10 protein-coding genes are annotated in these 12,166 nt (G+C 67.9%); 7 read left to right on the plus strand and 3 right to left on the minus strand.

All coding sequences use genetic code 11. The features are described 5' to 3' along the window. Positions 1–2: 2 nt before the first annotated feature. From paoA to paoC, 3 genes are read left to right on the plus strand one after another with little or no spacing between them, the layout of a single operon-like run. Positions 3–641 carry an aldehyde dehydrogenase iron-sulfur subunit PaoA gene (gene paoA / locus L2Y94_RS00280; RefSeq protein ID WP_247372135.1) on the plus strand — a complete coding sequence of 213 codons (639 nt, stop codon included), beginning with the start codon at positions 3–5 and terminating at the stop codon, positions 639–641. Next, on the plus strand, positions 638–1,588 hold the full coding sequence (locus L2Y94_RS00285) for an FAD binding domain-containing protein (protein WP_247372137.1): 951 nt from the start codon (positions 638–640) through the stop codon (positions 1,586–1,588). Before paoA ends, L2Y94_RS00285 begins: the two co-directional genes overlap by 4 nt. A 4-nt stretch (positions 1,589–1,592) precedes the next feature. Beyond that, positions 1,593–3,785: an aldehyde oxidoreductase molybdenum-binding subunit PaoC gene (paoC, locus tag L2Y94_RS00290; protein ID WP_247372139.1), complete on the plus strand. Its 2,193-nt coding sequence runs from the start codon at positions 1,593–1,595 to the stop codon at positions 3,783–3,785. A gap of 46 nt (positions 3,786–3,831) precedes the next feature. Here paoC and L2Y94_RS00295 read toward each other — a convergent pair whose 3' ends face one another. After that, positions 3,832–4,917, minus strand: a complete 1,086-nt coding sequence (locus tag L2Y94_RS00295; RefSeq protein ID WP_247372141.1) for an XdhC family protein — start codon at positions 4,915–4,917, stop codon at positions 3,832–3,834. 212 nt (positions 4,918–5,129) lie between these two features. On the opposite strand from L2Y94_RS00295, the gene L2Y94_RS00300 reads away from it, so the two are divergent. Next, complete coding sequence (locus L2Y94_RS00300; protein WP_247372142.1) at positions 5,130–7,211, plus strand: catalase; 2,082 nt, start codon at positions 5,130–5,132, stop codon at positions 7,209–7,211. Positions 7,212–7,262: 51 nt separating this feature from the next. Here the strand turns inward: L2Y94_RS00300 and L2Y94_RS00305 are convergent, their stop codons facing one another. Further along, the gene (locus L2Y94_RS00305) at positions 7,263–8,174 is read right to left on the minus strand and encodes an SDR family oxidoreductase (RefSeq protein ID WP_247372143.1); all 912 of its coding nucleotides are present in this window, start codon (positions 8,172–8,174) and stop codon (positions 7,263–7,265) included. A 49-nt stretch (positions 8,175–8,223) separates the two neighbouring features. Beyond that, positions 8,224–8,964: an SDR family oxidoreductase gene (locus L2Y94_RS00310; protein ID WP_247372145.1), complete on the minus strand. Its 741-nt coding sequence runs from the start codon at positions 8,962–8,964 to the stop codon at positions 8,224–8,226. A 131-nt stretch (positions 8,965–9,095) separates the two neighbouring features. Here L2Y94_RS00310 and L2Y94_RS00315 point away from each other — a divergent pair, with 131 nt between their 5' ends. The 3 genes from L2Y94_RS00315 (at position 9,096) to L2Y94_RS00325 (ending at position 12,073) form a co-directional block, all read left to right on the plus strand. After that, positions 9,096–10,004: a LysR family transcriptional regulator gene (locus L2Y94_RS00315; RefSeq protein WP_247372146.1), complete on the plus strand. Its 909-nt coding sequence runs from the start codon at positions 9,096–9,098 to the stop codon at positions 10,002–10,004. Positions 10,005–10,009: 5 nt separating this feature from the next. Further along, the gene (locus L2Y94_RS00320) at positions 10,010–10,993 is read left to right on the plus strand and encodes a GlxA family transcriptional regulator (RefSeq protein ID WP_247372147.1); all 984 of its coding nucleotides are present in this window, start codon (positions 10,010–10,012) and stop codon (positions 10,991–10,993) included. 90 nt (positions 10,994–11,083) lie between these two features. Beyond that, a complete protein-coding gene (locus L2Y94_RS00325) occupies positions 11,084–12,073 on the plus strand; it encodes a DJ-1/PfpI family protein (RefSeq protein WP_247372149.1) in 990 nt (329 codons plus the stop codon). Positions 12,074–12,166: the final 93 nt, after the last annotated feature.

Raw genomic sequence — 12,166 nt, forward strand, 5'->3', positions numbered from 1 at the left:
CCATGGACTCCAACGATCTGCAGGTTTCCCGTCGCGGTTTCCTGAAACTCAGCGCGGTTTCCGCGACGGTGGCCGCCTCGCCTCCGTTGCTCGCGAAGATGTCCACGCCCGACGGCGGCCGTCCCCCGGTGATGGCCCAGGTGACGATGGAGGTCAATGGCACGTCGCGGACGCTGGACCTGGACACGCGTACCACGTTGCTCGACGCGCTGCGCGAGCACATGCACCTCACCGGCACGAAGAAAGGCTGCGACCATGGTCAATGCGGCGCCTGCACGGTGCTGGTCGACGGGCGCCGGATCAACAGCTGCCTCACCCTGGCCGTGATGCACCAGGGCGCCAAGGTCACCACCATCGAAGGCCTGGGCACGCCCGACAGGCTACACGCCATGCAGGCCGCCTTCATCAAGCATGACGGTTACCAGTGCGGTTACTGCACGCCCGGACAGATATGCAGCGCGGTCGGCGTACTCGACGAGATCCATCGTGACGTGCCCAGCCACGTCACCGCCGACCTGGGCGCGAAGGCCGCGGTGGGCGATGCCGAACTGCGCGAGCGCATGAGCGGCAACATCTGCCGTTGCGGTGCGTACTCCAACATCATCGAAGCGATCGCCGAGGTCGCCGGGAGCAAGGCATGAAACCGTTCACCTACGAACGTGCCACCTCCCCGGCCCAGGCCGCCGCGGCGGCGGCGCGCATGCGCAACACGAAATTCATCGCCGGCGGCACCAACCTGCTCGATCTCATGAAGATCGGCGTCGAGGAGCCGGAGCACCTGGTCGACGTCAACGGCCTGGACCTGGACACCATCTCGAAGACCGACGACGGCGGCCTGCGCATCGGCGCGCTGGTGCGCAACACCGACCTCGCCGCCGACCGCATCGTGCGCAGCGACTATGCCGTGCTCTCGCGCGCGCTGCTCGCCGGTGCGTCGGGCCAGCTGCGAAACAAAGCGACCACGGCGGGCAACCTGCTCCAGCGTACGCGTTGTCCGTACTTCTACGACACGCATCAAGCCTGCAACAAGCGACTTCCCGGCAGCGGTTGCGCGGCGCTCGGCGGCTTCAGCCGCTCGCACGCCATCGTCGGCGTCAGCAAGGCATGCATCGCCGCGCACCCCAGCGACATGGCCGTAGCGATGCGACTGCTCGATGCCAAGGTGGAAACCGTGCAGCCCGACGGCAAGGCCCGCAGCATTCCCATCGCCGACTTCTACACGCTACCGGGCAACACGCCGAACGTGGAAAACACGCTCCAGCCCGGCGAACTCATCACCGCGGTGACGTTGCCCAGGCCGTTGGGCGGTACGCACATCTATCACAAGGTGCGTGACCGGGCCTCGTACGCGTTCGCCCTGGTCTCCGTGGCGGCGGTGGTGCAGAAGGACGGCAGCGGTCGCGTGGCCCTTGGGGGTGTGGCGCCCGAGCCGTGGCGCGTCGAGGCCGCGGAGGCCGAACTGCCGCAGGGCGCGAAGGCCGTCACGCCGCGCCTCCTGGCCGGCGCGCAAACGACCCGACACAACGCCATGAAGGTTCCGCTGGTCGAACGCACGCTCGCCTCGGTACTGGCGCAAGCGAAGGGGTGATGCCATGAAATTCGATACGCCCGCCACCATCAATCCCATCGATCGCCTCAAGGTCGTCGGCAAGCCCCATCCACGCGTCGAAGGGCCGCTCAAGACGACGGGCACGGCGCGCTATGCCTATGAGCGCCACGACGCGGTACCCAACCACGCCTACGGTTACATCGTGCCCGCGACGATCGGCAAGGGGCGCGTGCTTTCCATCGATACCAGCCGCGCGCGGCGTGCGCCGGGCGTGCTGGCGATCGTCACGGCGAAGGACGCCGGCAACCTGGGCAAGGGCAAGTACAACACGGCCAAGCTGCTCGGCGGCCCCGAGGTTCAGCACTATCACCAAGCCCTGGCGGTGGTGGTGGCCGATACCTTCGAGCAGGCGCGCTGGGCCGCGTCGCTGGTCAAGGTGGAATACGCCCGCGAGAAAGGCGCGTTCGACTTGGCGGCGGCGAAAGGCTCGGCCACCAAGCCCGGCGATGATGCGGACAGCGCGGTCGGCGACTTCGCCGGGGCCTACGCGGGCGCCCCCGTAAAGCTGGACGCCACCTACACCACGCCCGACCAGTCGCACGCCATGATGGAGCCGCATGCCTCCATCGCGGCATGGGACGGCGACAAGCTCACGATCTGGACGGCCAACCAGATGATCGCCTGGAGCAAGGGCGACGTGGCGGCCACGCTCGGCCTGCCCAAGGACAGCGTCCGCCTGATCTCGCCTTATATCGGCGGCGGTTTCGGCGGCAAGCTTTTCGTCCGCGCGGACGCCTTGCTGGCCGCGCTCGGCGCGCGGGCCGCGAAGCGACCGGTGGCCGTCACCCTGCCTCGGCCGGTGATGTTCAACAACACCACGCACCGGCCGGCCACGATCCAGCGCATACGCATCGGCGCCGGCGAAGACGGCAAGATCACGGCGATCGGTCACGAAAGCTGGTCGGGCGATCTCGAGGGCGGCGGTCCGGAAACCGCGGTGAACCAGACCCACCTGCTCTACGCGGGCGCCAACCGCATGACCGCGATGCGTCTTGCCGTGCTCGATCTGCCCGAAGGCAATGCGATGCGCGCGCCGGGCGAAGCGCCCGGCCTGATGGCGCTGGAAATCGCCATCGACGAGATGGCCGAGAAACTGAAGCTCGACCCGGTGCAGTTCCGCATCCTCAACGACACCCAGGTGGACCCGGAAAAACCGGAACGCCCATTCTCGCAGCGCAATTTCGTGCAATGCATGCGCGAGGGCGCCGACCGTTTCGGCTGGAAGGACCGCTCGTCCACGCCGGGCACGAAGCGCGACGGCGCCTGGTTGGTCGGCATGGGCGTGGCCTCCGCCTTCCGCAACAACCTGGTGATGAAGTCGGGCGCGCGCGTGCGGCTGGCCGCCGATGGAACGGCCACCGTCGAGACCGACATGACCGACATCGGCACGGGCAGCTACACCATCATCGCGCAGACCGCCGCCGAGATGCTCGGGCTGCCCATCGAGAAGGTGGTGGTGAAGCTGGGGGATTCCGACTTTCCCGTCTCCGCGGGCTCGGGCGGCCAGTGGGGCGGCAACAGCTCCACCGCGGGCGTCTACGCGGCCTGCGTGAAGCTGCGCGAGAACGTGGCGAAGAACCTCGGCCTCGATCCGGCGACGGCGGTGTTCGAAGACGGCAAGGTCAGCGCGGGCGGACGCAGCCTGCCGCTGGCGCAAGCCGCCGTGAACGGCGAGGTGGTGGGCGAGGACACCATGGAATACGGCGACCTCGAAAAGCGTTTCCAGCAATCCACGTTCGGCGCGCATTTCGTCGAAGTGGGCGTGCACGCCGCCACCGGCGAGATCCGCGTACGGCGCATGCTCGCCGTTTGCGCCGCGGGACGCATCCTCAACCCGACCTCGGCGCGCAGCCAGGTCATCGGTGCGATGACCATGGGCGTCGGCGCGGCGCTCATGGAAGAGCTCGTGGTCGACGAGCGGCTCGGCTTCTTCGTCAACCACGATCTGGCCGGCTACGAAGTGCCGGTGCACGCGGACATCCCCCACCAGGAGGTCGTGTTCCTCGACGAGACCGATCCGAAGTCCTCGCCGATGAAGGCCAAGGGCGTGGGCGAGCTGGGCATCTGCGGTGTCGCCGCGGCGATCGCCAATGCCGTGTACAACGCCACGGGCGTGCGCGTGCGCGATTACCCGGTCACGCTCGATAAATTGCTCGGGGGATTGCCCACGGTTTGACGCTTCGCCGATACGATCGCCGAATTCCTGCGAAGCGCGCCCCCCGTCAATGGATCGCGCCGTCGCGGTCGCGCAGGGGCCCACCGGAGCGGTCATGGATCGTCGCGACGATCTCCGCGGCGATGGCCAGGGCGATTTCCGTCGGCGTTTCCGAACCGATGTCCAGTCCGGCCGGCGCATGGACGATGCGGCCGGACAGGCCCTCGCCGTCGTGCATGCGCCGCACGCGCTCGCGCGAGCCGATGACGCCGACGTAGGTGAGCGGCGTATCGCGCAACGCGTGGATGTAGGCCATGTCCTGTTCGAGGTTATGGGTCATCACCACCACCGAGGTGTACGCGTCGAACGGAAAGTGGCGGGTCAGGGTATCTGGGCTTGCGCACACCGTATGCACGTCGCCCGGAAGTTGCGGCAGGCGCAGGCGGTCGGGGTTCGAGTCGACCAGGGTCACCGGCCAGCCGAGGGCGGTCGCCAGCGGAAGCATGGCGTGTGCCGCCGCGCTGCTGCCGATCACGACGAGACGGTGCATCGGCGCGACCGGTTCGACCAGCACGTCGGCGATACCTTGCGACGCAGGCAGCGAGAGCGTGGACGGCCTGGCGGTGTGGCCGGACGCGGCCGCGACGAGCGCTTCGTCCAGCGCGGGGTCGCCGATGCCGTCGTGGCGCCGTTCCCCGCCGAACCAGACCTGGCGCCGGGGCGGCACGGCCTGCCCATTCACCGCGAACAGGGTCACGAGGCGTCCCGGACGGCGTTGCCGGATGCCTTCGTCGAGGGCATCGACGAAGTCGAGGCAACGAGGCTCCGCCAGCGGTTCGATCAGGATTTCCAGCTCGCCGCCGCACCCCATCTCGATCATCAGGTCGAGGCCGTTCGCCGCGTTGTATCGCACGATCCGCGGCGTGCCGTCGCGCATGGCATCCAACGCGCGCTCGACGATGTCGCGCTGCGGGCATCCGCCCGACAGTTCGCAGACGATGCCGCCGTCGTCATGCACGAGCATGCTCGTGCCCACGCGGCGGAACGTGGATCCGCGAGTACGGGTGAGCGTGGCCAGCGCGCCCGTGCGTGACCGTTCGCGCAAGTCGATGAGCGCGTCGACCAACGTACGCAGTTCGTGGGCCGAGTTCATGGGGAGAGCGGTCCTTGGGGGCGAGATTGCCACTATGAAGCCGGGTTCGACGCCACGCGGTCAAGCACTGAACGATCGTCGCTCCAAGAAGCGGCGCTCACGCAGGTTTCCCTGCCCTGCGTCGCGGCGCCGCCCGCGTCCGTTCACGACGTCGACCCTTTCTATACACGCGTGGGCGCAGGTTGGCTCGACCATTCAAGCCGGGGTACGCCATGGTCAGCAAGAAGAATGTCGATTCGCCGACGGCGAAGGATACGCGTGGGAACGGGGACGAACTCCACCAGGAAGCCGGGGGCTCGCATGCCCCGTTGACGACCAACCAGGGCGTCGCCGTCAGCGACGACCAGAACTCGCTGAAGATCGGCGAGCGCGGCCCGGTGCTGCTGGAGGATTTCATCCTCCGCGAGAAGATCACCCACTTCGACCATGAGCGCATCCCCGAACGCATCGTCCACGCGCGCGGCTCGGCGGCGCACGGGTACTTCGAACTGACGGCCTCGCTGGCCGACTACACGACCGCCCGGGTGCTCACCGAGGTCGGCGAACGTACGCCCGTGTTCACCCGCTTCTCCACGGTGGCGGGCGGCGCGGGATCGGTTGACACGCCGCGCGACGTGCGCGGCTTCGCGGTGAAGCTGTATACCAAGGAAGGCAATTGGGACCTGGTGGGCAACAACATCCCTGTGTTCTTCATCCAGGATGCGATCAAGTTTCCCGACCTGATCCACGCCGTGAAGATGGAACCCGATCGCGGGTTTCCGCAGGCGGCCAGCGCCCACGATACCTTCTGGGATTTCATTTCGCTCACGCCCGAAGCCTTCCACATGATCATGTGGGCGATGTCCGATCGGGCCATCCCGCGCTCGCTGCGGATGATCGAGGGCTTCGGCATCCACTCGTTCCGACTGGTGAATGCCAAGGGCAAGAGCACCTTCGTGAAGTTCCACTGGCGGCCCAAGCTGGGCCTGCAGTCCACCGTGTGGGACGAAGCCGTGAAGTTGGCGGGCGCCGATCCGGACTTCCATCGCCGCGACCTCTTCGAGTCGATCCAGGCGGGCAACTTCCCCGAATGGGAGCTCGGCGTCCAGTTGTTCACCGAGGAGCAGGCGGCCGCGTTCCCCTTCGATCACCTGGACGCGACCAAGCTCATCCCCGAGGAAATGGTGCCGCTGAAGATCATCGGCCGGATGGTGCTGGACCGCTGGCCCGACAACTTCTTCGCCGAGACCGAGCAGGTGGCGTTCTGCCCTTCGCACCTGGTGCCGGGCATCGATTTCAGCAACGATCCCTTGCTGCAGGGGCGTCTGTTCTCCTACCTCGACACCCAGCTTTCCCGCCTCGGCTCGCCCAACTTCCATCAGCTCCCCATCAACGCGCCCAAGTGTCCGTTCGCGAACCATCAGCGTGATGCGCACATGCAGCATCAGGTGCCGAAGGGACGCGTGGCCTATGGCCCGAGTTCACTGGAGGGCAATACGCCACGGGAGGACCCGCGCCGCGGCTTCCGCTCGTTCGGTGCCGAGGAAGCGGGGGCGCGTGGCCGTATCCGTGCGGAAACCTTCGCCGATCACTACAGCCAGGCGCGGCTGTTCTACACCAGCCAGACCGTCTACGAGCAGGCACACATCGCGTCGGCCCTGGTGTTCGAGCTTTCCAAGGTGGAAACGCTCCACGTGCGCGAGGCCGTAGTGGGCCACCTGCGCCATATCGACGAAAACCTCGCCAAACGCGTCGCCGACGGCCTGGCGCTGGACACGTTCCCGCCGGCGCCCAAGGCGATGGCTCCCCTCGTCGAGATGAAGCCGTCCCCGGCGCTGCAGATCATCGGCAAGATGAAGGCCACGCTCGAGGGACGCACGGTCGGCATCCTCATCGACGACGGTTCCGATGCGGTATTGGTCGCGAGCGTCAGGAAGACGGCGGAGAAGGCCGGCGCCACGGTGAAGATCGTGGCACCGAAGGTGGGCGGCGCCCGTCTGACGGACGGCGGCAAGATGGTGGCCGACGGCCAGTTGGCGGGTACACCGTCGATCAACTTCGATGCCGTCGCCGTGGTGCTGGGTGCCGATGGAGCGAAGGCGTTGGCCAAGGAAGCCGCCGCCATCGATTTCGTGCGGGATGCCTTCGGCCACCTCAAGGCCATCGGCCTCGATGCCGGCGGACGGAACCTGTTCGAGGCGGCCGGCCTGGAGGCCGACGAAGGCGTGTTCGACCTGACGAAGCACAAGGCGTTCATCGAGGGTGCGAAGGGACGCTTCTTCGATCGTGAAGCGAAGGTGCGCCTCCTGGCCTGAAGCACTCCCATGGCGAGGGGACCGGTCGAACCGCCGGCCCCTCGCCATGGGTTACCCGATGCGCGGCGTGAGCAGGTCGGCGAAGCCCACCCGGTGGAGCATTTCGGCCTTGATCCGGTCCATCACGGTGAACACGACGTCCGCGCCGTCCTGGGTCGGATCGACGTGCACCCGGAAGGGGCGCTCACCGAAGGGTTTGGCGACGAGGTCGACGATGGCGTCGGCGACCAGCTCGGCGCGGGCGCTGTCCGGCACGATCTCGGCGAACGCGGAGTTCACCTTTTCGATGAAGCCGCGGTACGGGCTGTCAGGGTCGTCCTGGTATTCGGCCAGGCGGGCCGTGTCGGCCGGCGGCGCGGTGTGGGCGAAGTGGTTGGTGCCGTTGGTGAAGGCTCCGGGCACGACGATGGAGGTTTCGATGCCCCAGCGCGCGAGTTCCCTGGCGTACTGGATGGCGATGGCGTCCATGGCCGCCTTGGCACCGAAATACGGGGCGAGGTAAGGCGGCGTGCCACCGGTGACCGAGGACGACGAGACCCAGATCAGCAAGCCTTTTCGTTGCCTGCGCAGGTGGGGAAGGGCGGCGCGGTTGACGCGCTGGGTACTGAGCACGTTGACGTCGTAGAGCTGGGCGTACTGCTCGGGGGTGAAGGCTTCGGCGGGGCCGGACACCATGTGCCCGGCGTTGTGCATCAGCACGTCGATGCGGCCGGCGTCGGCGATGACGGTGGCGACGGCGGCATCGACCGAGTCCTGGTCCTGCACGTCCATCTCGACGGTGCGCAGGTCGACGCCGTGGTCCTTCGCGAAGGCGGCCATCTCGGCGACCACGGTGGCGTTGCGCCCGGTGGTGGCGCGCATCGAGGCATAGACGGTGTGTCCGGCGCGGGCCAGGGCTTCGGCGGTGAGGCGGCCGAAACCGCTGGACGCGCCGGTGATGAGCACGACGTTCCTGGTGTTCATGGCGGTATCTCCCGATGGGGATGGGCGGGGGAGGAAAGGCGGGCCGACGTCAGATGATTCCGCCGTTGGCGCGCAGCACCTGGCCGTTCACCCAGCCGCCGTCGGCGCCGGCGAGGAAGGACACGACGGCGGCGATGTCGTCGGGCTGGCCGAGGCGCTCCAGGGGAGCCGCCTTGGCGAGGCGATCGACCACCTCCTGCGGCTTGCCGTCGAGGAAGAGCCGGGTCGCGGTGGGACCGGGGGCCACGGCATTCACCGTGATGTTCCGGCCGCGCAGTTCCTTGGCGAGGATGTGGGTCATCGCCTCCACGGCGGCCTTGGTGGCGGCATACACGCCGTAGGTCGGCATGAGCAGGCCCACGAGGCTGCTGCTCAGGTTGATGATCCGGCCACCGTCGCGCAGACGGCGGGAGGCTTCGCGCAGCGTGTTGAAGGTGCCCTTGAGGTTGACGGCGATGTGGCTGTCGAACAGCGCGTCGCTGCTTTCCGCGAGCGTTTCCAGCTTCATGATGCCGGCGTTGTTCACCAGTACGTCGAGGCCCCCGAACGCGGCTTCGGCGTTGTCGAAGAGGCGGGCGACGGCGGCCGGGTCGGTCACGTCGGCCTGGGCGGTCACGGCGCGGCCGCCGTCCCGTTCGATCTTCCGGGCGAGCGCTTCGGCGTCGTCCGCGCCGCCGGCGAAATTCAGCAGGACGTTGAAGCCGTCCCTGGCCAGGCGTTCCGCGATCGCGGCGCCGATGCCGCGGGAGGCGCCGGTGACGAGGGCGGTCTTGGCGTGGTTCGTGTGCATGGCGTGGTCTCCGATAAGAGCCGCCGTGGACGGCGGCGTGGAGACAGTCTGTGCCGGAGGTCGGGATAGATAATCCACCCGCAATGGGTTTAACTGTTTCGCACCCACGAACAATGCCCACGGGGAGGGACATGGACCGGCTCGACGTGATGAAGCTCTTCGTCCGCGTGGTGGAACGGCGCAGCTTCACCCAGGCGGCGAACGACATGGAGGTGCCGCGTTCCACCTGCACCAAGGTGATCCGCGACCTGGAAACCCGCCTGGGCACGCGCCTGTTGCAGCGGACCACCCGCGTGGTGCGCCCCACGCTGGACGGCGAGGCGTATTACCAGCGTTGCATCGCCATCCTCGACGACGTGGAAGACGCCGACGGCGCCTTTCGCGACCTGGTGCCGAAAGGCCTGCTGCGCGTGGAAGTGCAGGGCACGCTGGCGCGTCACTTCCTGGTGCCCGCGCTGCCGTCGTTCTTCGCGCAATACCCCGACATCGAACTGTCGATGAGCGAAAGCGACCGCTGGGTGGACCTCGTGCAGGAGGGCGTGGACTGCGCGCTGCGCTACGGCCGTCCTCGCGACAGCGAACTGGTGGCGCGCAAGGTCGCCGAACTCGACCGCCTCACCGTCGCCACCCCGGAATACCTGGAAAAATTCGGCACGCCCACGACCGTCGATCAACTCGAGGGCCATCGCGTGGTGGGGCTGCGCTCGATCACCAGCGGGCTGGTGACGCCGCTGGAATTCCGCATCGACGGCGAGCTGCGCACCATGACGCTGCCCGCGCCGTTCACGGTCACCGGCACCGAGAGTTACCTGGCCGGTATCCGCCTGGGCCTGGGTATCGCGCAGGTGCCGCGCTTCCACGTCGAGGACGCGTTGCGCGAAGGACGGCTGGTGGAGATCCTCAAGGATACGCCGCCGCCGAGCGCGCCCGTCTCGCTGCTCTACTCGCGCATGCGCCAGCTCTCGCCGCGCGTGCGCGTCTTCCTGGACTGGGCCGCGCGCGAATTCGCCCTGCGCAACCCGTCGACGCGGGAGCACTGAACACCGTGGCGACGCGCATCGTCTGCATGCTCGCCTACGAGGGCGCGCAGTCGCTCGACATCAGCGGGCCGCTCGAAGTGTTCGCCCTGGCCAGCCGGCAGGCACAGGAAGACGGTCTCGCCCAGGCGCCCCTGTATCGCACGCAGGTGCTGACCAGGGATGGCGGCGCGGTGACCCTGTCCTCCGGCATGCGCCTGCTGCCCGACCATGCGTGCGCGGCGATGCCCCGGGATACCGACACGCTGCTGGTCTGTGGCGGCATGGGCGACGCGGTGGACCGGGCCCGTGACGACGGCGCGCTGGTCGACTGGCTGCGCGGCGCGGCAAGACGGGTGCGCCGCATCGCCTCGGTGTGCAGCGGTGCCCTGTTGCTCGCGGAAACCGGCGTGCTCGACGGGTGCGAAGCCACCACGCACTGGAGCGACGTGCGTGAATTGCGCGAGCGCTATCGCGCGGTCAGGGTGGTGCCCGATGCCATCTACACGCGTACGGGCGAGGTATGGACCTCGGCCGGCATCACCACCGGCATGGACCTCGCCCTGGCGATGGTCACGGCCGACCACGGCGCGCCGCTGTCGTTGAAGGTCGCGCGGCGCATGGTGATGGCGAGCAAGCGCTCGGGCGGCCAGAGCCAGATCAGCGCGGAACTGGCCGCGCTCGAGTTGCCCGACCCGCTCCACGAGTTGGCGAACTGGATTCGCGAGAACCTGCGCTCACGCCTGGATGCCGACCTGCTGGCCGAGCGCCTGCACATGAGCACGCGCCAGTTCAGCCGCCGCTTCGGCGCCGCCTTCGGTACCTCGCCGCAGAAATACGTCGAGGGCCTGCGCGTGGACCACGCCAAGCCCCTGCTCGAAAGCACGCGCAAGGACGTCAAGCGCGTGGCCGCCGAATGCGGCTTTCCTTCGGCCGAAGCCATGCGCCGGGCGTTCGTGCGCCACCTGGGTATCGCGCCCAGCGAATACCGGCAGCGCCTGCGCGGCGAATGACGATGTCCGTCGCGGCGGGCGTGATGTCCGCATGCGAGGGATGGCGTTCGCTACCGTGTCGATCGCATTCCACCCTGGGGAGGATCTCCGATGCGTTCGACCGTATTGCGTTTCATCGCCGCCGTGCTGGTGCTTTTCACCGGCGCCGCCCTCGCCGCCCATGAACCGATGAACGAGCCCGCCGTGCGCGTGGGCATCGTGTTGTTCGACGGCGTGCAGATCATCGATTTTTCGGGGCCGTACGAGGTGTTCGGCACCGCCGGCTTCGGCGTGGTCACGCTCTCGCCCGACGGCAAGCCGGTGAAGACGGCCATGGGCCTCACCGTGACGCCCGACGCGAGCTTCGCCGATGCGCCGCCCTTCGACGTGCTGCTGGTGCCCGGCGGCGACGTCGCCGACGCGCAGAAGGACGCACGCGTGCTCGATTTCATCCGCAAGCATTCCGCGTCGTCGCGCTACACGATGTCGGTGTGCACCGGGGCGTTCATCCTCGGCTCGAGCGGCTTGCTCGACGGCCTGAAGGCCACCACGTTCACGCCGCGCATCGACGGGCTTGCGGCGAAGTTCCCGAGGGTCGACGTCGTTCGCGACGTGCGCTGGGCCGACAACGGCAAGGTCATCACCTCGGCGGGCCTGTCGTCGGGCATCGACGCGGCCCTTCACCTGGTGGCGCGCCTGCGCGGCACGGACTTCGCCCGCACCACGGCGATGCACCTGGAATACGACTGGAAGCCCGAGGGCGGCTTCGTCCGTTCGCGCATGGCCGATCGGTACACGCCGCAGAAGCTGTACGCGCAGGTCGAGTGGCCCAAGGACATGAAGGGTGAGGAAATCTACGCGTTCGGTGACGAGCGGCAGTGGCGTAGCCGCATCCGGATCGCCTCGGCCACGTCGGCGGCGGCGTTCGTCGATCGCATGGCGGCGGGCATCCAGCGATTCGGCGGCTGGACGCGTCAAGGCAAGGAGACGCGTTGGACGAGCCGCCAGGAAGGCCACGAGGTGACGCTCTCGGTCGCCACCACGCCGGGCAAGACGGCGGGCACGTTCGACCTTGAGGTGGACGTCGACGTGGGGGTGTAGTCACGACGCCATCCCTCCGGCGACACGTTTCTTGCAAACTGAAATGACGACCGTAATAATAGAAAGTACGATCATCATTCAAGCGGTATGCCA

The organism is Luteibacter aegosomatis (assembly GCF_023078455.1).
Taxonomy (GTDB): Bacteria; Pseudomonadota; Gammaproteobacteria; order Xanthomonadales; family Rhodanobacteraceae; genus Luteibacter; species Luteibacter aegosomatis.